18 protein-coding genes are annotated in these 19,484 nt (G+C 72.5%); 6 read left to right on the top strand and 12 right to left on the bottom strand.

What is annotated here, in order from left to right; all coding sequences use genetic code 11:
• Positions 1-33: 33 nt before the first annotated feature.
• The 5 genes from RBL05_RS15400 to hisD all read right to left on the bottom strand — a co-directional run bounded on the left by RBL05_RS15400 (position 34) and on the right by hisD (position 5,776).
• Positions 34-852 carry a carbohydrate ABC transporter permease gene (locus tag RBL05_RS15400; protein ID WP_308738731.1) on the bottom strand — a complete coding sequence of 273 codons (819 nt, stop codon included), beginning with the start codon at positions 850-852 and terminating at the stop codon, positions 34-36.
• Positions 852-1,835: a carbohydrate ABC transporter permease gene (locus tag RBL05_RS15395; RefSeq protein WP_308738732.1), complete on the bottom strand. Its 984-nt coding sequence runs from the start codon at positions 1,833-1,835 to the stop codon at positions 852-854. The genes RBL05_RS15400 and RBL05_RS15395 overlap by 1 nt, the downstream gene beginning before the upstream one ends.
• A 1-nt stretch (position 1,836) precedes the next feature.
• Positions 1,837-3,135 (bottom strand): sugar ABC transporter substrate-binding protein, encoded by a 1,299-nt coding sequence (locus RBL05_RS15390; RefSeq protein WP_308738733.1) that lies wholly within the window; start codon positions 3,133-3,135, stop codon positions 1,837-1,839.
• Between the two features lie 130 nt (positions 3,136-3,265).
• The gene (locus RBL05_RS15385; protein ID WP_308738734.1) at positions 3,266-4,282 is read right to left on the bottom strand and encodes a LacI family DNA-binding transcriptional regulator; all 1,017 of its coding nucleotides are present in this window, start codon (positions 4,280-4,282) and stop codon (positions 3,266-3,268) included.
• Positions 4,283-4,438: 156 nt separating this feature from the next.
• Entirely contained in the window at positions 4,439-5,776 is a 1,338-nt protein-coding gene (gene hisD, locus RBL05_RS15380) for a histidinol dehydrogenase (protein WP_308738735.1), read from the bottom strand.
• A gap of 102 nt (positions 5,777-5,878) precedes the next feature.
• On the opposite strand from hisD, the gene zupT reads away from it, so the two are divergent.
• From zupT to RBL05_RS15355, 5 genes are all read left to right on the top strand, one after another.
• Entirely contained in the window at positions 5,879-6,709 is an 831-nt protein-coding gene (gene zupT / locus RBL05_RS15375) for a zinc transporter ZupT (RefSeq protein ID WP_308738736.1), read from the top strand.
• Between the two features lie 44 nt (positions 6,710-6,753).
• Positions 6,754-7,038 carry a hypothetical protein gene (locus tag RBL05_RS15370; RefSeq protein ID WP_308738737.1) on the top strand — a complete coding sequence of 95 codons (285 nt, stop codon included), beginning with the start codon at positions 6,754-6,756 and terminating at the stop codon, positions 7,036-7,038.
• 18 nt (positions 7,039-7,056) lie between these two features.
• Positions 7,057-7,938: a hypothetical protein gene (locus RBL05_RS15365; protein ID WP_308738738.1), complete on the top strand. Its 882-nt coding sequence runs from the start codon at positions 7,057-7,059 to the stop codon at positions 7,936-7,938.
• Between the two features lie 250 nt (positions 7,939-8,188).
• On the top strand, positions 8,189-10,417 hold the full coding sequence (locus tag RBL05_RS15360) for an NADP-dependent isocitrate dehydrogenase (protein ID WP_308738739.1): 2,229 nt from the start codon (positions 8,189-8,191) through the stop codon (positions 10,415-10,417).
• Positions 10,418-10,564: 147 nt separating this feature from the next.
• Positions 10,565-11,353 (top strand): alpha/beta fold hydrolase, encoded by a 789-nt coding sequence (locus tag RBL05_RS15355; protein ID WP_308738740.1) that lies wholly within the window; start codon positions 10,565-10,567, stop codon positions 11,351-11,353.
• A 10-nt stretch (positions 11,354-11,363) separates the two neighbouring features.
• Here the strand turns inward: RBL05_RS15355 and RBL05_RS15350 are convergent, their stop codons facing one another.
• From RBL05_RS15350 to RBL05_RS15320, 7 genes are all read right to left on the bottom strand, one after another.
• Positions 11,364-12,212: a sulfite exporter TauE/SafE family protein gene (locus RBL05_RS15350; RefSeq protein WP_308738741.1), complete on the bottom strand. Its 849-nt coding sequence runs from the start codon at positions 12,210-12,212 to the stop codon at positions 11,364-11,366.
• A 52-nt stretch (positions 12,213-12,264) separates the two neighbouring features.
• Entirely contained in the window at positions 12,265-12,750 is a 486-nt protein-coding gene (locus RBL05_RS15345) for a hypothetical protein (protein WP_318603898.1), read from the bottom strand.
• Entirely contained in the window at positions 12,747-13,553 is an 807-nt protein-coding gene (locus tag RBL05_RS15340; protein WP_318603897.1) for a globin domain-containing protein, read from the bottom strand. Before RBL05_RS15340 ends, RBL05_RS15345 begins: the two co-directional genes overlap by 4 nt.
• A 150-nt stretch (positions 13,554-13,703) precedes the next feature.
• Entirely contained in the window at positions 13,704-14,084 is a 381-nt protein-coding gene (locus tag RBL05_RS15335; RefSeq protein ID WP_308738743.1) for a DUF488 domain-containing protein, read from the bottom strand.
• Between the two features lie 197 nt (positions 14,085-14,281).
• Positions 14,282-14,779, bottom strand: coding sequence for a thiol peroxidase (tpx, locus tag RBL05_RS15330; protein WP_263311515.1), 498 nt, complete (start codon positions 14,777-14,779; stop codon positions 14,282-14,284).
• Between the two features lie 60 nt (positions 14,780-14,839).
• Complete coding sequence (locus tag RBL05_RS15325) at positions 14,840-15,751, bottom strand: PPK2 family polyphosphate kinase (protein ID WP_308738744.1); 912 nt, start codon at positions 15,749-15,751, stop codon at positions 14,840-14,842.
• A 130-nt stretch (positions 15,752-15,881) separates the two neighbouring features.
• Entirely contained in the window at positions 15,882-16,610 is a 729-nt protein-coding gene (locus tag RBL05_RS15320; protein ID WP_308738745.1) for a PepSY domain-containing protein, read from the bottom strand.
• Positions 16,611-16,923: 313 nt separating this feature from the next.
• Between RBL05_RS15320 and RBL05_RS15315 the strand changes: the two genes are divergently transcribed.
• Positions 16,924-19,392: a phosphoketolase gene (locus tag RBL05_RS15315; RefSeq protein WP_308738746.1), complete on the top strand. Its 2,469-nt coding sequence runs from the start codon at positions 16,924-16,926 to the stop codon at positions 19,390-19,392.
• The last annotated feature ends 92 nt before the right edge of the window (positions 19,393-19,484 follow it).

Below are 19,484 nucleotides of genomic sequence, written 5' to 3'. Positions count from 1 at the left end.
GCCCGCCACGTGGCGGGCGGTCGGCGTCGGGACTCACTTGATGCCGGTGGAGGCGATGCCCTGGATGAAGTGGCGCTGGAAGAAGAGGAAGACCACCAGGATCGGCAGCACGATGAGGGTCGCGCCCGCGAGCAGCAGGCCGTAGTCGGTCTCGTTCTGGCCGGTGGAGATCAAGGCGAGCGCCACCGGGAGGGTGTAGGTGGACTCGCTCGAGGACACCACCAGCGGCCACAGGAAGTTGTTCCAGGAGCCGAGGAAGGTGAGGATGCCGAGGGTCGCGAAGGCCGGGCCCGCCAGCGGCAGGTAGATCCGGAAGAAGATCGCGATCTCCCCGACGCCGTCGATGCGCCCGGCCTCCAGCAGCTCGCGCGGCAGGCCCAGGAAGAACTGCCGCATGAGGAACACGCTGAAGGGCTGGACCAGGAAAGGCAGGATCAGCGCGGGCAGGGTGTCTGCCAGGCTCAGGTTCACCACCAGGACGTACTGCGGGATGAAGGTGACCAGGCCCGGGATCATCAGGCAGCCCAGCACCAGCACGAACAGCAGCCGCTTGAAGGGGAAGTTCAGGTGGGCGAGGGCGTAGCCGAACATCGAGCTCAGCAGCAGGTTCCCGATCGTGACGACGAGAGCGACCACGGTCGAGTTCGCGAAGAACCTGCCGAAGGGACGGTCGAACAGGCGGCGGAAGTTGTCGAGAGTGGGGGCCTCGGGCAGCCAGGTCGGCGGCACCCGCAGCAGCTCCCCCTGGGTCTTCAGGCTCCCGAGCAGCATCCACACGAAGGGGGTGATCACCAGGAGCAGGAAGATCGTCAGGACGATGTAGGTCAGGACGGGACTGCGGCGCTCGAGCATCACTTCTCCCTCATCAGGCGGAACTGGACCAGGGTGACGATGCCGATGACGAGGAAGGTCAGGTAGGCCATGGCGCCGGCGACGCCGTAGTTGCCGAAGCCGAACTGGTTGTAGGTGTACATCGACGCCGACACGGTGGCGTTCAGCGGGCCGCCGCTGGTCATCACGAAGGGCTCTTCGAAGAACTGCAGATACCCGATCGAGGTGGTGACCAGCACGAACAGCATCGTCGGCCGGATCGAGGGCAGGGTGATGCTGACGAAGCGGCGCCAGCGACCGGCGCCGTCGAGCGCCGCGGCCTCATGGAGTCCCGGGTCCACGGCCTGCAGCCCTGCGAGGAAGATGATCATCGAGGTGCCGAAGTTGCGCCACACCGCCATCACCACCAGGGAGAGCAGCGCGGTGCGCTGGTCGCCGAGCCAGTGCGGCCCGTCGATGCCGACCCAGCCCAGCACGGTGTTGACCAGGCCCGTCTCGGGCTGGAGCAGGAAGCGCCAGACGACGGCGACCGCGACGATCGAGGTGATCACGGGCGAGTAGAAGCCGATCCGGAAGACCGAGCGCAGCCGCCCGACCCCCTGGTTCAGTGCGATCGCGGCGGCGAGCCCGGCGATGATCGTCAGCGGCACGCCGAGCAGCACGAACACGCCGGTGTTCGCCGCGGCGCGGCGGAAGACCGGATCGGCGAAGGCCGTGCGGTAGTTCTCGAGGCCCACGAAGTCCACCGCGAAGGGCGTGCGGATGTCGGAGATGCGCATGTCGGTGAACGACATGATCATCGACTGCAGCACCGGCCAGGCGGTGAAGACGGCGAAGAGGATCACGAAGGGCAGGGCGAGCAGGAGGCCGGCGCGGGCCTCGGCGGCCCCGCGCCGGGAGCGCCGACGGCGGGGACCGGCCGCGACCGCTCCCCCGCCGGCGGCGCCCGTGCTCCCGCCCGCGGGCCGCGCGGGGCCCGCCGAGGGAATGGTGGAGGTGCTCATCTCAGGCTCCGGTGCCGATGCCCTGGGCCTCGGACTGGGTCGCCGCGAGGGCCTCGGCGGGGGCGAGGTCGTTCTTGCAGACCTCCTCGATCTGCGCGTCGAAGGACGCGGCGACCTGCTCCCAGCTCGCGACCACGGGCGGGGCGATCGCGGTGTCGAGCTGTGCGCGGAAGACCTCGAACTTCTCGTTCGAGGCGACGGACTCGTCCTCCCAGCCCTGCTGGAGCGCGGGCAGGTCGGTCGACTGCGCGAACCACTCCACCTGCACCTCCGGGGTGGAGAGGTACTGGACGAGCTTCCAGGCGGCGTCACGGTTCTCCGTGCCCTGGAAGACGCCGAGGTTCGCACCGCCCAGGAAGCTCGAGCCGGACTCCTTCACGGGCATGGTGAACACGCCGTACTTGTCGGCGAAGCCCTCCCCGCCCACGGCCTCGACGGCGCTCATCATCCAAGGGCCGGAGATGAACATCGGCACGGCGCCGGAGACGAAGTCCTGCTCGGTGGTGCCGTCGGCGGGGGCCGGGTTCGCGATCCCGTCGGTGAAGTAGGACTGGTAGTAGGCCAGCGCCTCCTCGTTCCGCGGGGAATCGAAGGTGAAGGCACCTCCCGCCTCGTCCACGACGTTGCCGCCGTTGGACCAGATCAGCGGCATCACGGTCTGCCAGGACCCTGTGCCGCCGGGCTGCAGGGAGATGCCCCAGGTGGCGCCCGCCTGCTCCTGGTACGCCTGGGCGAGGGCGACCAGGCCGTCCCAGTCGGTGGGCGGTTCGGTGATCCCGGCCTTCTCGGCGAGGTCCTTGCGATAGAAGACCACGCGGGTCTCGACGTACCACGGCACGCCGTAGACGGTCTCGTCCACGGTCACGGAGTCGAGGGCTCCGGCGAAGTAGTCGTCGGTCGCGATCTCGGAGGGCGTGGGCTCCAGCGCGTCCAGGCCCACGAACTCGGCCATCCAGGTCGAGCCGACCTGGGCGACGTCCGGGGCGGTGCCGGCGGCGATCGCGGAGGTGAACTTGTCGTGGGCACTGTCCCAGGGGACGGGGGTGACCTCGACGGTGACCTCGGGGTTCTGCTCCTGGAAGCCCTTGAGCAGCTCGGGCAGCTTCTCGCCCTCGGCGCCCATCGCCCAGACGGTGAGGGAGCCGGTGGCCGCGCCCTCCGCGATCGGCTCGGCGGAGGCGGCGGTGCCACCGCCGGGCTCCGCGTCGGGGCGGCCGCAGGCGGCGAGCAGTCCGAGGGTGGCGGCGGCGCCGAGGCCGGCGGTGACGGAGCGACGGGTGGGGCGTGCGGTGAGGGACATGGTGACTCCTTCGTCGGTGATGCGGGTGCTGCGGGTCGGAAGCGGTCCGGCGTGGGCGGGATCGGGGGTGCGGCGGTCGCGTCGTCGGGTCCGGAGCGGGGCGGACCGCGGAGCGGCGCGGAGGTCGGGGTCAGGCGGCGCGCGGGCAGCCGCAGCTGGCGCGGAGCACGGCCCGGGAGCCGACGGTGACGGGTTCGAGCGCCGGATTCCCGTCGATGCGGGCGGCGAGCCGTCGGGCGGCGAGGGCGCCGAGCTCGGCGACCTCCTGGCGGACCGTGGTCAGTCCGGGGGTGATGTAGCGGGCGGCGAGCGAGTCGTCCCAGCCGGTGACGGCGACGTCCTCGGGGACGCGCACGCCGCCCTCGGTGAGACGGGCGACGACGGCGAGCGCGAGCTCGTCGTTGCCGCACACGAGCGCGTCGAGGTCGAGCGGTCCGCGCAGGATCTGCTCGGCGACCTCGCGCCCGGCGCCCTCGACGGGGTCCGCCTCGTGGAGGCGCACCAGGCAGAGCCCCTCGGCCTCGAGCGCATCGAGGCATCCGCGATGGCGGCCGGCGATGTCCGAGCCGGGCTCGGGCCGGCCGACGAAGCCGATCCGGCGCCGGCCGTGGGCGAGCAGGTGCGCGGTGAGCTCGCGGGCAGGGGTGCGGTTCTCGGCGTGGATCGCGTCGGCGCCCTCGACGCGTCCGCGGGCGACGGTGACGGTGGGGCGCACTCCGGCCACGCGGGCGACGAAGGCGTCGTCGGCGCCGCTCGGCGCCATGAAGGCGACGCCGTCGACGCGCCCGAGAAGGTCGAGGGCGGCGGTCGAGCGGACCCCGTCGGGAGAGGCGAGGGCGAGTACCACGGACAGGCCGAGCTCGGAGGCGGCGATCTCGAAGCCGACCAGCAGCTGCGCGTAGTAGTGCCCGTCGATGTGGGGCAGCACCGCGCCGAGCGCCCGAGTGCGTCGTCCGGCGAGGGCGCGCGCCGCCGCAGCGGGGACGTAGTTCAGGTCCTGGGCGGCCTCGAGCACCGCCTCGCGAGTGCCGGCAGCGACCTTAGAGCTGTCGGAGAAGGTGCGGCTCACCGTCGCGATCGAGACGCCCGCCCGCTCGGCGACCTGGTAGATCGTCGCGGTCGGGAGCGAATCGCCATTGCCGGTCATGGCCCACCTCCTCGTCGAGCGGATCGGCGTCCCGGGCGCCGTGCCCACGGACTGTATGCGCTTACACACTGTATGCGCTTACATCACTTGCGGCAATCAAGAATCGGCAAAGAATTCCGGGACGCCGCTCTCCGGCGCTCAGCCTGCGCCCCCTGCTCAGCCCTCGAAGCGCACGTCGATCGCGGTGCCGTGGGCGGGCAGCCCCTCGGCACGGGCGAGCGTGGTCGCCGCCTCGCGCGCGCCCGCGAGCGCGTCGCGGTCGTAGCGGACCACGTGGATGCCGCGCAGGAAGGTCTGCACCCCGAGCCCGCCGGTGAAGCGAGAGGTGCCGCCCGTGGGCAGCACGTGGTTGGAGCCCGCGGCGTAGTCGCCGAGGCTGACGGGGCTGTGGGGGCCGACGAAGACGGCGCCGGCGTTGGTCACGCGTGCGGCGACCTCGTCGGCCTCGGCCGTCTGGATCTCGAGGTGCTCGGCGCCGTAGGCGTCCACGACCGCGAGGCCCTGGGCGAGGTCCGCGACGAGCACGGCGCCGCTCTGCGGTCCGCGCAGCGCCTCCTCGATCCGCTCGCGGTGGAGGGCGGCGGGAACCTGCGCGGCGAGCGCCGCCTCGACCGCCTCGACCAGTGCCCCGGACGGCGTGACCAGCACGCTCGCGGCCATCGGGTCGTGCTCGGCCTGGGAGATGAGGTCCGCGGCGACGAAGGCGGGATCGGCGGTGTCGTCGGCGAGGATCGCGATCTCGGTGGGGCCGGCCTCGGCGTCGATGCCGACCTTTCCGCGCACGAGGCGCTTGGCGGCGGCGACGTAGACGTTGCCGGGTCCGGTGACGAGGTCCACGCCCTCGAGCCCGTCGCCGTCGCCGAGGTCCTGTGCGCCGTGGGCGAGCAGCGCGATCGCCTGGGCGCCGCCGGCGGCGAGCACCTCGGTGACCCCGAGCAGCGCGCAGGCGGCGAGGATCGTGGGGTGGGGCAGGCCGCCGAACTCCTTCTGCGGCGGGGAGGCGAGCACGATCTGCTCGACCCCGGCGGCCTGGGCGGGCACCACGTTCATCACCACGGAGCTGGGCAGCACGGCGCGGCCGCCCGGCACGTAGAGGCCGACGCGGCGCACCGGGACCCAGCGCTGGGTGACGGTGCCTCCGGGCACCACCTCGACGGTCTCGGCGGGACGGACCTGGGCGGCGTCGACCGCGCGCACCCGGGCGATCGACTCATCGAGCGCGGAGCGGATCTGCGGGTCGAGCTCCGCGAGGGCGCGCTCCAGCTCGGCGGCGGGGACCCGCAGATGCGCGGGACGGATCCCGTCGAAGCGCTCGGAGGCCTCGAGCACCGCGTCGGCGCCGCGGGCGGCGACGTCCTCGACCACGGGGCGCACGGCCTCGGCGGCCGCGGCGACGTCGAGCTCCGCGCGCGGCAGGACGGCGGTGAGCTGGGCGGCGCTCAGGCTGCGGGCGCGCAGGTCGGTGACGGTGAGGAAGGCGTCGGCGGGGGGCATGGGGTCAGTCTAGGAGCGGTCACCCGGCGTCGGCCGTGGTGCCCACCACGGGACGGGCCGAGGGTTCCCGTCGAGGCGCGGACCGCGCAGTAGGGTGCACGGGTGCTCGTCGCCTTCCTCCTCACCCTCGTCGCCGGCGGCGCCACCTCGATCGGCGCCGCTCTCGGCGTGCTCGGCCGCGGGACCGGGCCGAGGTTCCTCGCCGGCGGGCTGGGCCTGTCGGCCGGCGTCATGCTCTACGTCTCCTTCGTCGAGCTGCTGCCCGAGGGCGCCCGGGTCCTCTCCGGCGGCGCGTCCCCGACCGGGCGCGGCACGGCGCTGGCGTCCCTGTCCTTCTTCGTCGGGATCGCGCTGATCGCCGTGCTCGACCGGCTCGTCCCCCGCGCCGTCAGCCCGCACGAGTTCGCCGGCCGCATGGACGGCAGCCACGGACGGGCCGAGGTGCGCGAGCCCGACGAGCAGCTCGAGGACCGGGCGCTGCGCGCCCGCCTGCTGCGCACCGGCGCGATCACCGCCGCGGCCCTGGCCCTGCACAACGTGCCCGAGGGCTTCGCGACCTTCGTCGCCGCGCTGCAGGCCCCCGAGGTCGCGATCCCCGTGGTCGCCGCGATCGCCCTGCACAACGTCCCCGAGGGCCTCGCCGTCGCCGTGCCGGTGCGCCGCGCGACCGGCTCGCGCAGCAAGGCGTTCTGGCTGGCGACGATGACGGGGCTCGCGGAGCCCGTCGGCGCCGTGATCGGCTACCTGCTGCTCGCCCCCGTGCTCACCGGCGACGCGATGGGCGCGATCCTGGCCGGCGTGGCCGGGGTGATGGTGTTCGTGTCCCTGGACGAGCTGCTGCCTGCCGCGGAGGAGACCGGGGAGCACCACACGGTCATCTACTCGCTGATCGCCGGCATGGCCGTCATGGCGGTGACCCTGCTGGTGCTGTGACGCTCCGGTAGGTTCTGTGCGGGGACCACGAGGAGGGGGACACGGTGTCGACCAGGACAGCCAGGGGGCTCGCGCGCCCGGTACGGATCGCCACCGCCGCCGGGGCGCTCGCGCTCGCCGCCTCCATAGTCGCCTGCGATGCGCTGCCCGGACCGCTCGGCGGCGAGGACCCCTCGAGCCCGGCGGCGACCGCGGCCCCGATGGACCCCGAGCAGGTGGCCGGCGCCGAGACCGTCCCGGTGGATCCCGCCTGGCTGTGCGAGCCCGGCACGGCGGAGGACCCCCTGCCCTCCCGCGACGCGGGGACGCTGACCCCCACGAGCGTGTAGGCGGAGGGCAACGAGGTGATGATCACCGGCGACCTCGCCCTCGCGGCCGACGCCGCCTACGGCGGGCTCGCCCCCGAGGCCGTGATCGTGCCCGCGCACCCCGCGGACCGCGGCGCGCCGGCCGAGGGGTACGGGCACGCGCTCGGCGTCGACGGCGCCCCGGCTCCGCCGATGGTGGTGCGGGCCCGGGTCGAGACGACCACCGAGGGCCCCGCACCCTCCACCGTCACCGCTCGGCTCGTGCTCGGCACCTGCGACGACGCCCCGCTGCCCGACGGGCAGTACCTGCTGCGCCTGTCCGGCGCAGGCCCGGAGGGCTCCGGCCGCGCCGCGGAGCGCAGCGGCTGGGAGGCGAGCGCCGACGTGCTGCTCGACGTGGTCGACGGCCGCCTGCGGGCCGTTCCCGGCGCAGTCACGGCGGAGGACGGCGAGACCCCCGCGGACCTCTCCTCCCTGGGCTGCGGCCGCGAGCTCGCCCCCGTCGGCGACGGCGCCGGGCTGAGCGTCACCGCCTCCGACCCCTCCCCCGCCGTCCATGCCGAGGCGGGCGAGGACGAGGCGGGCGCGGGTGCGACCGCGCAGGTCACCGCCGCCTCCGAGGACCACGGGACCCTGCCCGTGATGACCGGGATCGTGGTGACCCGCCCCGGGGACGGCGTCATCGTCGCCGGGGCCCGGAACGCCGGCAGCATCCCGCTGCAGTGGATGGACGGCGAGGGGGTGAGCACCGCGGAGACCGCCTGGACCACGCACGGCACCTGCCACGGCGCCCTCTCCCCCGGCGACTACCGCGCCCACGCCTTCGCCGTCACGGTCGACGCCGAGGGCGCCACCCACGTCGTGCTCTCCGACCCCTGGGACCTCGAGGTGCTCGAGGGCGCCGAGCCCGAGGACGGCTGAGCGCCGCGGCGACTCGCCGCCTCTCCGCCTCGCCGCCGCGGCGGCTCGCCTCCTCCACGGCCGTTCTGTCGTCCCGTCGGCCGCTCCGTCGATCCACCGGCCGCCCGGGACTGCGCCCCGCACCCCGCTCACGTACCGTGGGGGCGTCCGGTTCGGCGGACGGCCGTGCCCGCCGTCGAAGAATTCTTGACGTCAAGATAGTCTTGGCCCGAGATCCATGACGCATCGACCCGAGGGAGCCCCGCGACACATGGCGCGCATCATCTACACCCACACCGACGAGGCACCGATGCTGGCGACCGCCTCGTTCCTGCCGATCCTCGACGCCTTCTCCGACACCGCCGGGATCGAGGTCACCACCCGTGACATCTCCCTGGCCGGACGCATCGTCGCGGCGTTCTCGGACCTCCTGCCCGAGGAGCAGCGGGAGGCCGACGCGCTCGCCGAGCTGGGCGAGCTCGCGAAGACGCCCGAGGCGAACATCATCAAGCTGCCCAACATCTCGGCCTCCGTGCCGCAGCTGAAGGCCGCGATCGCCGAGCTGCAGGGCCAGGGCATCGCCCTGCCGGAGTACCCCGACAGCCCCGAGACCGACGAGGAGAAGGACGTCCGCGCCCGCTATGACTCCGTCAAGGGCTCGGCCGTCAACCCCGTCCTGCGCGAGGGCAACTCCGACCGCCGCGCCCCCGCCGCGGTGAAGAACTTCGCCAAGAAGCACCCCCACCGCATGGGCGAGTGGAGCAAGGACTCCACGACCTCGGTCGCGACGATGGGCGCGGACGACTTCCGCTCCAACGAGCAGTCCGTGGTGATGGAGGCCGAGGACACCCTCTCGATCGTGCACGTCGCCGCCGACGGCACGGAGACCGTGCTCAAGCCGTCCGTGCCGGTGCTGGCCGGCGAGGTCGTCGACTCCACCGTCATGCGGGTCGCGGCGCTGGAGACCTTCCTGCGCGAGCAGATCGCCGCGGCGAAGGAGCAGGGCGTGCTCTTCTCCCTGCACCTCAAGGCCACGATGATGAAGGTCTCCGACCCGATCCTCTTCGGCCACGCGGTCCGCGCCTTCTTCCCCACCCTGTTCGCCCAGTACGGCGGCGTGCTCGCCGAGGCGGGCCTGTCCCCGAACAACGGGCTCGGCGGCCTGCTCGCCGGGATCGACGAGCTCGACGAGTCGGTGCGCGAGGGCGCCCGCGCCGCGATCGACCAGGACCTCGCCGCGGGCCCCGACCTCGCGATGGTGAACTCCCACAAGGGCATCACCAACCTTCACGTCCCCTCCGACGTCATCATCGACGCCTCCATGCCGGCGATGATCCGCACCTCGGGCCACATGTGGAACAAGGACGACGCCGAGCAGGACACCCTCGCGGTGATCCCGGACTCCTCCTACGCGGGCGTCTACTCCGCGACCATCGAGGACTGCCAGAGCAACGGCGCCTTCGACCCCACCACCATGGGCACCGTCCCCAACGTCGGCCTCATGGCGCAGAAGGCCGAGGAGTACGGCTCCCACGACAAGACCTTCGAGATCGCCGCCGACGGGCGCGTCGAGGTGCGCGACTCCTCCGGTGCGGCGCTGATGACCCACGAGGTCGCCGCCGGCGACGTGTTCCGCGCCTGCCAGGCGAAGGACGCGCCGATCCGCGACTGGGTGCAGCTCGCCGTGCGCCGCTCGCGCCAGTCCGGGATGCCGGCCGTGTTCTGGCTGGACGAGACCCGCGCCCACGACCGCAACCTCATCGCCAAGGTGAATGCCTACCTCGCCGAAGAGGACACCGAGGGCCTGGACCTCCGCATCCTCTCCCCGATCGAGGCGACGAAGCACACCCTGGCCCGCGTCCGCGCCGGCGAGGACACCATCTCCGTCACCGGCAACGTGCTGCGCGACTACCTCACCGATCTCTTCCCCATCATGGAGCTCGGCACGAGCGCCAAGATGCTCTCGGTGGTGCCGCTGATGAACGGCGGCGGCCTGTTCGAGACCGGTGCCGGGGGCTCCGCGCCCAAGCACGTCCAGCAGCTCATCGAGGAGAACTACCTGCGCTGGGACTCTCTCGGCGAGTTCCTGGCACTGGCCGAGTCCCTGCGCCACCTCTCCCGCACCGCGGACAACGCCCGCGCCGCCGTGCTGGCCGACGCGCTGGACCGTGCGACCGAGACCCTGCTGAACGAGGGGAAGTCCCCGCAGCGCAGGCTCGGCTCGATCGACAACCGCGGCAGCCACTTCTACCTCGCGATGTACTGGGCGCAGGAGCTGGCGAAGCAGACCGAGGACGCGGAGCTCGCCACCGCCTTCGGCCCCATCGCGAAGGAGCTCGTAGGCGGCGAGGAGACGATCGCCGCCGAGCTGCTCGCGGTGCAGGGCGAGCCCGCGGACATCGGCGGCTACTACCGCCCCGACCCGGAGAAGACCGCCGCGGTGATGCGCCCGTCGGCGACCTTCAACCGCATCCTCGAGGAGATCTCCGCGGCGCTGTGACCGCGGCGCGCTCCTGACCGGGGCCGGGGCCGATCACCGTGCGGTGATCCGCCCCGGCCCCTTCTCCGTGCGCTCGCCCCGAACGGCACGGAGCCGCGGCGCTCCATATCCTGGTCCAGCCCGCTCCCGCGCCCGAAGGATCTCCCCATGCCCGTCATCCCCTCCCCCGTCGACGGCGTCGACCTGCGCTACGACGTCTCCGGGGACGGGCCGCCGCTGGTGCTGCTGCACGGCTCGGTGCTCTCCCGTGCGATCTGGCGGGGACTCGGCTATCTCGGGCCGCTCACCGCCGAGCACACCGTGCTCCGGGTGGACCTGCGCGGCCACGGCAGCTCCGGGAAGCCCCACGACCCCGCGGCGTACACGCAGGAGGTCCTCGTGCAGGACCTCCTCGCCGTGCTCGAGGCCGAGGGAATCGGCCGCGCGGCGCTGATGGGCTACTCCCTCGGCGCGCGCATCGCGCTGAGCACGACGCTGGAGCATCCGGGCCTGGTCACGCGCCTGGTGAGCCTCGGCGGCTCGGCCTCCGCGCAGCGGGGCGCGGTGGACTCGGTGTTCTTCCCGGGCGTGATCGACGCGGTCCGCGAGCAGGGAATGGAGTCGTTCTGCGCCGGGCAGGGGCTGGGGCCTGAGGTCACCTCGCGCCGTGCCCGCGCCACCCGCACCGCCTTCCTCGCCGCGGACCACGAGGCGGTCGCGGCGCTGCTCGCCGCGACCGACGCCACCGCCGCCGTTCCGGACGAGGCGCTCGCCTCCTGCACCGTGCCGGCCCTGTGGATGGCCGGCGATGCGGACCATCCCCGCCACGAGGAATCCGCGCGGGCCGCCGCGCTGATGCCGGACGCAGAGTTCGTGTCCCTGCCCGGCCGGGACCACGGCGGCACCCTGTTCCCGCCGGACGAGGTGCTCGAGCGGGTGCTGCCCTTCCTGCGCTGAGACCGAAGGCTCAGAGCACCTCACGCAGCAGCGCCGCCAGCGCGACCACCACGATCACGCCGCGCAGCGCCCACTCGGGCAGACGCTTCGCCAGGTGCGCGCCGAAGAAGCCGCCCAGCAGCGAGCCCACCGCGATCGCGGCGCTCGCGGCCCACACCACCTGCGCGTCGACCACGAAGAAGGCGATCGAGTAGATCAGCGCGGCGGCGAGGTTCACGCACAGGCTCAGCAGGTTCTTGACGCTGTTGACCGAGCCCATCGGCCGCCCGGTGAAGACGCCGAGGATCCCCAGGTACAGCACTCCCTGCGCGGCCGTGAAGTAGCCGCCGTAGACGGAGGCCGCACCGATCGAGCCGACCAGCGCCGGGGAGCGCAGCGGGCTGCGCTCGGAGCCGTCCGCCGACGCGCCCGCATCGGCCGCCCCCTCGGGCACCGCCCCGTCGTCCGCGGAGCGGTGCCCGGCCCGCTTCTCCGAGCGGGAGCGCAGCGCGGTAGTCAGCGGCTTCTGCAGGACCACGAGCGCGAGGGCGACGACGATCAGCACGGGCACGACCACGTCGAGCGCCTCGGCAGGGGAGGTCAGCAGCAGCAGCGCGCCTGCGCTCGCGCCCAGCAGAGCGGTGAGCACCAGCGGCGTGAGATGGCGTCGCTCCTCGGCGATCTCGCGGCGATAGCCGAGCACGGAGCCGACGGTGGAGAAGAACATCCCCACCGTGTTCGTGCGGACCGCGACGCCGGGCGGGAGGCCCACCGCCAGCAGCACCGGGAGGGTGAGGAGAGAGCCGGATCCCACCGCCGCGTTGATGGCGCCGGCGACCACGCCCATGACGAGCAGGACGAGAAGGGAGAGGGGTTCCACGAGGGATGACCCTAGTCCTCCTCCGCCGTCCGCGACGGGCGGTCCACGGGACTCAGGCGCCCGGGAGCAGCCAGTCGTTCGGGGAGAACAGCTCCACGTGCATCCGCTCCTCCTCGGCCCCGGCGGCGAGCAGCTGCTCGCGGGCGCCGCGCAGGAACGCGCTGCCGCCGCAGAGGTAGATCTCCGCACCCTCGGGCAGGTGCTCGCCCGTGATCGTCATCCGACCCGCATGCGCCGAGAGGTGGGGGGCCGTCCGGCCCGCGAGGGGGTCCTCGCCGTGCTCGCCGGAGAACCACAGCCGGGCGCGGGAGCCGCTGTCCTCGGGCAGGGAGGCGACGGTGTCCAGCAGCTCGGGCAGGTGCGCGGCGTCGGCCGCGTCGCCGTCGGCGTGCAGCACGACCACCTCGCGCTCGCTGGCGACCGCGGCGAGATGGCGCAGCATCCCCAGCATCGGGGTGATCCCGATGCCCGCCGAGACCAGCACGAGGGGCGAGGTCGCCTGCGCGTCGAGGACCAGTTCGCCGGCGGGGAGGGTCACCTGCAGCTCGTCGCCCTCGTGGAGGGTGCGGTGCAGGTGCGAGGAGACCTCGCCGACCGGGTCCCCGTCCTCGCGCCGCACCGAGATCCGCCAGCGTCCCCGGCCGGGGGCGTCGGAGAGCGAGTACTGACGCAGCTGCCTCGCCCCGTCGGCCAGGCGCACGCCGACGCTGATGTACTGGCCGGGCAGGAAGTCGGCGAGCGGTTCGTCCCCTCGGGGGCGGCCAGCTCGAAGCTCGCCACGCTCGAGCTCTCCTCGATCCGGCGGATGACGCGGGCGGTGCGGAACACGTCGCCCGGGGTCACCTGCGCCTCGGCGTACAGCCCGTGCTCGAAGGCGATGAGCGTGCGGGCCATGTGCCAGTAGACGGCGTCCCACGCGGCGGCCACGTCCCCGGTGACCACGTCGGCGCCGAGCACCTCGACGATCGCGGCCATCAGGTGCTCGTGGACGATCTCGTACTGGTCCTCGGTGATGCCGAGGGAGACGTGCTTGTGCCCGATCCGGGACAGCAGCGCGGCGGGGCTCGGCCCGTCCGGGGCGACCAGCAGGGTCGCATAGGTCGCGACGGAGGCGGCGAGCGCCTTCTGCTGGGCGCCCTGGGCCTGGTTGCCGCGGTTGAAGGTGTCGCGCAGCAGCTCGGGGTGCGCGGCGAACATCCGCCCGTAGAACACCGGGGCGATCTCCTCGACGTGCTCCCCGACGAGCGGGAGGGTGTCCCGCACGATCTGCTCGTGAGCAGGCTCGAGGCGCTCCTCGATGTCGAGCTGCGGGTGGAGGATCGAGGCGGTCGCCACGGACATGGCAGGTCCTTCCTGGACGGGACGGGGCTGTCGGCCGTCCGCCGTCGACGGCCTGCCCCTCCACGTTAGGGGCGCGTTGACAGGAAGCGCCCGGACCTTCGTCCCCGTCGACGGGGGCGGGATCAGCCGGCAGGGGCGGGGCCATCGGCCTCAGCCGGCGAGCTCCTGCAGCACCTCCTGCAGCACCTGGGCGTGGTTGTGCTCGAGGTCCTTCGCAGCGAACAGCAGCACGAGGATGCCCGCCCCGTCCTCCTCCGCCCGGTCCAGGAGCGCCTGGGCGGCCCCGCCCTCCTCCAGCTCGCGGCGATAGCGGGTGGAGAACTCCTCGAAGTCGAGTTCCCCGCCGTGGAAGGCCTTGCGCAGCTCGGAGCTCGGGGCGACGTCCTTGTCCCACTCGTCGTGGACGAGGCGCTCCTTCTTCACCCCGCGCGGCCAGAGACGGTCCACCAGCACGCGGCGCTCGCCGTCGGCGGGCCCGTCGTCGTCCAGCAGGTCGTGGACGCGCTCGAGGGTGATGGTCAGGGCGGACATGGTGAGCTCCTTCCGTCGGGCGGCCCGAGGATCGGTGGGGCGACCGGTGCCAAGGGGCCGAGGTGTTCAGGGGCCGAGGTGCGTTGGCCGGCAAGCACAGGGGTCGAGGTGCGCGGGGGCGAGGGTGCACAGGCCGGGAAGCACAGGACCCGGCGCGCAACGAGCGGTCGCGGCCGGGTCCGGCGGGGCGGGCGGGCTCAGGCGAGCACGGCCGCGGCGGCGTCGTAGTCGGGCTCCTCGGAGACCTCGGCGACCTGCTCGGTGTACAGGACCGTGCCGTCGACGTCGGCGATGACGACCGCGCGGGAGAGCAGACCCGCGAGCGGCCCGTCCTTCATGGTCACGCCGAAGTCCTCGCCGAAGGAGGAGCGGAAGGCGGAGCCGGTGACCACGTTCTCGATGCCCTCGGCACCGCAGAAGCGGGCCTGCGCGAAGGGCAGGTCCTTCGAGACGCAGACGACGACGGTGTTCTCGAAGCCGGCGGCGAGCTCGTTGAACTTCCGCACGGACATGGCGCAGGTGCCGGTGTCCAGGGACGGGAAGATGTTCAGCACGACGCGCTTGCCGGCGAGGTCCGCGCCGGAGACGGCGCCGAGGTCCTGGCCCACGAGCTCGAAGGCCGGCAGCGCCGAGCCCTTCGCGGGCAGCTCGCCGACGGTGGTGACGGGTTCGTTCTTGAAGGTGATGGAAGCCATGGCTCCATCATCGGCCTGCGAGCGTGCGGACACAAGCCGAGGTCACGGGCCCGGGCGGGCTCAGTCCGACTCGCCCTGCCCCATCGTCTCGCGCAGCCGGTCGATCTCCGCCAGGACGTCGAAGTCCGCCGTCGGCCACTGCGGGTCGATGTCCGTCAGCGCGTCGATCAGCAGCTGCTGCACGGCGATCCGCGCGTACCATTTGCGGTCGGCGGGGATCACGTGCCAGGGCGCACCGACGGTGGAGGTGGCGCGCAGCGCCTTGGTGTACGCGTCCATGTAGTCGTCCCAGTGCTGGCGCTCGTCGACGTCGGCGGGGTTGTACTTCCAATGCTTGTCCGGGCGCTCGAGCCGCTCCATCAGCCTCGATCCCTGCTCCTCGTAGGAGACGTGGAGCATGACCTTCACGACCGTGGTGCCGGCCGCGGCGAGCTCCCGCTCGAAGGCGTTGATCGCCGTGTACCGCGAGCGGATCTCCTTCGAGTCCGCCCAGCCGTGGACGCGGTGGATGAGCACGTCCTCGTACTGCGAGCGGTCGAACACGCCGATCATCCCCGGAGCCGGGGCGTGCGGGCGGATCCGCCACAGGAAGTCGTGCTTCTTCTCCTCCGCCGTCGGGGCCTTGAACGCGGTGATCTCCACGCCCTGCGGATCGACGCTCCCCACGACGTGGCGCATGATCCCGCCCTTGCCGGAGGTGTCCATGCCCTGCACGATCAGCAGCACCGACCGGCCCTCGCCGTTGCCGTGGTAGGCGGCGTAGAGCCGCTCCTGGAGCTCGTCGAGCTCCGCATCGCGGGCGAGCAGGAACTCCTTGCCGTCGGCCTTCTTGCCGGAGAAGCCGGGGGTAGCGCGCGGGTCGAAGTCCTGCACGTCACCCTTCCAGTCGTTCGCGATCGGGAACCCGCGGGGCGCCTCCTGCCCGGACCCGTCGGACTTCTTCTTCGAGGACTTCTTCTTCGAGTTCGCCATGTGGAGGAGCGTAGCGGTCGGGGCTCACCACAGGGGTTCGTTCAGAACCGCCAGCGACAGGACCGGCGGATCCGCGGCGTCGAGACGCGGTTCCTCAGAGGCCCCCGTCCACGTCTCGGCGGCAGGCAGCTCAGTCGTCGACGCGGACCTCGCCCGTCTCGACGTCCACCTCGACCTCCACGTCGCCGCCGCTGCTGCGGTCGATGTCGATCGTGTAGTGGATGCGGCCGTCGTCGGAGGAGAGGTCCCATCCGGAGACCCGGCCCGGCTCCTTCCCGAGCGCGATCTCGATCGCCTCGGCGTAGGGCATCGGGGAGGTCACGTCGACGGCCGGGTCCTGGTCGTCGTCATCGTCCTGGTCGTGCTCGGTGACCTCGCCGCTGGTCGCGTCGATGTCGAGGTCGTGCTGGCGGCCGCCGTCGACGATCTCGAGCTCCCACTCCCACACGTCGTCGTCGTGGTCGATCTCGATCTGCACCAGCTCGCCGCCGCCGGCCGCGCCGAGGCCGATCTCCACGGCCTTCTCCGCGGTGATCGGCAGCTGCTCGGTGGCGAGGTCGGCGTCCTCGGGCAGCGCCGCGGCGCCGGCCAACGGGGCCGCTCCCCCGTCGTCGCTCGCCGCGCCGTCGTCGGAGGCGCCGTCGTCGCTCGCGCCGTCGTCAGAGGCGGTGTCGTCGGCGGTGGCGGTGTCGTCGTCGGCGGCGCCGTCGTCCTCCTGCTCGGAGGCGCCGGGGCCCTCGACGGCAGGGGCCTCGTCGCTGCCGGAATCGGCGCCGCACCCGGCGGCGAGGCCGAGCACGAGGGCCGAGAGGGCGATGGCCCGGACGGTGCTGCGGGAACGGGCGGAGGTGCGGGTCATGGGGTCGGCCTTCCTGGGATCGGCCGGCGGATCGAGCCCGCCGGTCTGCGTATGACCTCAGGCTATGCCGTCGGGCGACGCTCCCGACGGTTCCTGAGCACCTTCTCATCGGACCCTCATCGAGTGCTCATCGGTCGGTCCGGACGGTTCCGCGCCCTCCTGCGCCCGGCGCGATGCCCCGGCACGCCGTCCAGGACCCGAAGGTCCCTTCCCACCCTGCTGCTCCGGCCATACGGTGGCCGTATCGGCGCCGAGCCGGTCCATGGCACGGCACCTCAGGTCCCAGGATCATCAGGTACATCAGGAAGGCACCATGACCACCTCTCCCGCATGGCCCAGCACCCCCGCCTCCGCCCCCTCCGACACCGACCTCGAGCGGCTCGACGCCTGGTGGCGCGCCGCGAACTACCTCTCGGTCGGCCAGATCTATCTCAAGGACAACCCGCTGCTGCGCAGACCCCTGCAGCGCGAGCATGTCAAGCCGCGACTGCTCGGACACTGGGGCACCACCCCGGGCCTGACCTTCCTCTACGCCCACGCGAACAGGGCCATAGCCCAGCGCGGGCTGAACGCCATGTACATCACCGGCCCCGGGCACGGCGGCCCCGGCCTCGTCGCCGCGTCGTACCTCGAGGGCACCTACTCCGAGGTGTACCACGCGGTGAGCGAGGACGAGGAGGGGATGAAGCGCCTGTTCACGCAGTTCTCCTTCCCCGGCGGGATCCCCTCGCACGTCGCCCCGGAGACGCCCGGCTCGATCCACGAGGGCGGCGAGCTCGGCTACGCCCTCTCCCACGCCTACGGCGCCATGTTCGACAACCCCGACCAGATCGCGTTCACCGTGGTCGGCGACGGCGAGGCGGAGACCGGGCCGCTCGCCACCTCCTGGCACTCCAACAAGTTCCTCAACCCCCAGCAGGACGGGGTGGTGCTGCCGATCCTGCACCTGAACGGGTACAAGATCGCGAACCCGACTGTGCTTGCCCGGATCGGCGACGACGAGCTCGAGGCGCTGATGCGCGGCTACGGGCACGAGCCGCTCCTCTTCACCGGCGGCTTCGACGACGAGGATCCGCTCGAGACCCACCGCCGCTTCGCCGAGGTGCTCGACACCGCCCTGGACAGGATCGCGGAGATCAAGGCGCAGGCCGCGGAGGACGCCGAGGCCGGCCGCGAGACCGAGCGCCCCGCCTGGCCGATGATCGTGCTGCGCACCCCGAAGGGCTGGACCGGCCCGAAGGAGATCGACGGCCAGCAGGCCGAGGGATCCTGGCGCTCGCACCAGGTGCCGCTGGCCAGCGCCCGGGACACCGACGAGCACCTCGCCGAGCTCGACGCCTGGCTGCGCTCCTACCACCCCGAGGAGCTCTTCGACGAGACCGGGAAGCTGGTCGACGACGTCGCCTCCGCCGCCCCGACGGGCACGCTGCGCATGTCCGCGAACCCGTCGACCAACGGCGGCTCCGTGCTCACCCCGCTGCGCCTGCCCGACTTCCGCGAGTACGGCGTCGACGTGCCCGCGCCCGGCGGCTCCGTCTCCGAGGCGACGCGGGTGCTGGGCACCTGGCTGCGGGACGTGGTGCGCGAGAACCCCTCGACCTTCCGCATCTTCGGGCCCGACGAGACCGCCTCGAACCGGCTCCAGACCGTCTACGAGGTCACCGACAAGCAGTGGAACGCGGACTTCGAGGAGCATGACCGCTCGGAGCACCTCGCCCGGGCGGGACGGGTGATGGAGATGCTCTCGGAGCACCAGTGCCAGGGCTGGCTCGAGGGCTACCTGCTCACCGGCCGGCACGGCATGTTCTCCTCCTACGAGGCGTTCATCCACATCGTCGACTCGATGGTCAACCAGCACGCGAAGTGGCTGAAGGTGACCAACGAGCTCGAGTGGCGCCGACCGATCGCCTCGCTGAACTACCTGCTGAGCTCGCACGTGTGGCGTCAGGACCACAACGGCTTCTCCCACCAGGACCCCGGCTTCATCGACCACATGGTCAACAAGAAGGCCGAGATCGTGCGGGTCTACCTGCCGCCGGACGCGAACACGCTGCTGTCCACCTACGACCACTGCCTGCGATCGAAGCAGTACGTGAACGTGGTCGTGGCGGGGAAGCAGCCGAACCCGAACTGGCTGACGATGGACGAGGCGGTCGTGCACTGCACGCGGGGACTCGGCATCTGGGACTGGGCCGGGACCGAGGAGCCGGGCGAGGAGCCGGAGGTGGTGCTCGCCGCGGCCGGCGACATCCCCACCATCGAGGTGCTCGCCGCGGCGAAGATCCTGCGCGAGGAGATCCCCGACCTGCGGGTGCGGGTGGTCAACGTGGTGGACCTGATGCGGCTGCAGGACGAATCCGAGCACCCGCACGGCCTCTCGCAGAAGGACTTCGACGGGTACTTCGGGGAGGACGTCCCGGTGGTGTTCGCCTATCACGGCTATCCGTGGCTGATCCACCGCCTCGCCTACCGCCACGACCGTCACTCCCGCATCCACGTGCGCGGCTACAAGGAGGAGGGCACCACCACCACGCCCTTCGACATGCTGATGCTCAACGACACCGACCGCTACCACCTGGTGATGGACGTGATCGACCGCGTCGACGGGCTGGGAACGCGATTCGCCGGACTGCGCCAGCGCATGGTCGATGCCCGGGTCCGCGCCCGTGCCCACGCCTATGAGCACGGCGAGGACGCCCCGGACATCACCGCCTGGCAGTGGGGCGACGGCGGCGACGCGGTCTCGAACGAGCTGGAGGACACCGGCGGCGACAACGAGTGACCCCGTCCCGTCCCGGCCCACGGGCCGGGACGGGGCCCGGTGTCGAGTCGGGCTCAAGGGCCGGGCGTTCGGGGTCAGGGACGAGGGTCGTT

The organism is Brachybacterium sp. GU-2 (genome assembly GCF_030866705.2).
GTDB classification, from domain to species: domain Bacteria; phylum Actinomycetota; class Actinomycetes; order Actinomycetales; family Dermabacteraceae; genus Brachybacterium; species Brachybacterium conglomeratum.
Note: the sequence above shows the minus strand (reverse complement) of the source record. Positions and strands in the feature narration are given on the sequence as shown.

Excerpts from the sequence above, each read along its gene's own strand:
- RBL05_RS15365 (WP_308738738.1), top strand. The coding sequence starts at position 7,057 with ATGATCACCGGCGACCTCGCCCTCGCGGCCGACGCCGCCTACGGCGGG.
- RBL05_RS15320 (WP_308738745.1), bottom strand. The coding sequence starts at position 16,610 with ATGACCCGCACCTCCGCCCGTTCCCGCAGCACCGTCCGGGCCATCGCC.
- RBL05_RS15355 (WP_308738740.1), top strand. The coding sequence starts at position 10,565 with ATGCCCGTCATCCCCTCCCCCGTCGACGGCGTCGACCTGCGCTACGAC.
- RBL05_RS15400 (WP_308738731.1), bottom strand. The coding sequence starts at position 852 with ATGCTCGAGCGCCGCAGTCCCGTCCTGACCTACATCGTCCTGACGATC.
- RBL05_RS15325 (WP_308738744.1), bottom strand. The coding sequence starts at position 15,751 with ATGGCGAACTCGAAGAAGAAGTCCTCGAAGAAGAAGTCCGACGGGTCC.
- hisD (WP_308738735.1), bottom strand. The coding sequence starts at position 5,776 with ATGCCCCCCGCCGACGCCTTCCTCACCGTCACCGACCTGCGCGCCCGC.
- RBL05_RS15315 (WP_308738746.1), top strand. The coding sequence starts at position 16,924 with ATGACCACCTCTCCCGCATGGCCCAGCACCCCCGCCTCCGCCCCCTCC.
- RBL05_RS15360 (WP_308738739.1), top strand. The coding sequence starts at position 8,189 with ATGGCGCGCATCATCTACACCCACACCGACGAGGCACCGATGCTGGCG.
- RBL05_RS15395 (WP_308738732.1), bottom strand. The coding sequence starts at position 1,835 with ATGAGCACCTCCACCATTCCCTCGGCGGGCCCCGCGCGGCCCGCGGGC.
- RBL05_RS15340 (WP_318603897.1), bottom strand. The coding sequence starts at position 13,553 with ATGTCCGTGGCGACCGCCTCGATCCTCCACCCGCAGCTCGACATCGAG.
- tpx (WP_263311515.1), bottom strand. The coding sequence starts at position 14,779 with ATGGCTTCCATCACCTTCAAGAACGAACCCGTCACCACCGTCGGCGAG.
- RBL05_RS15385 (WP_308738734.1), bottom strand. The coding sequence starts at position 4,282 with ATGACCGGCAATGGCGATTCGCTCCCGACCGCGACGATCTACCAGGTC.
- RBL05_RS15390 (WP_308738733.1), bottom strand. The coding sequence starts at position 3,135 with ATGTCCCTCACCGCACGCCCCACCCGTCGCTCCGTCACCGCCGGCCTC.
- RBL05_RS15335 (WP_308738743.1), bottom strand. The coding sequence starts at position 14,084 with ATGTCCGCCCTGACCATCACCCTCGAGCGCGTCCACGACCTGCTGGAC.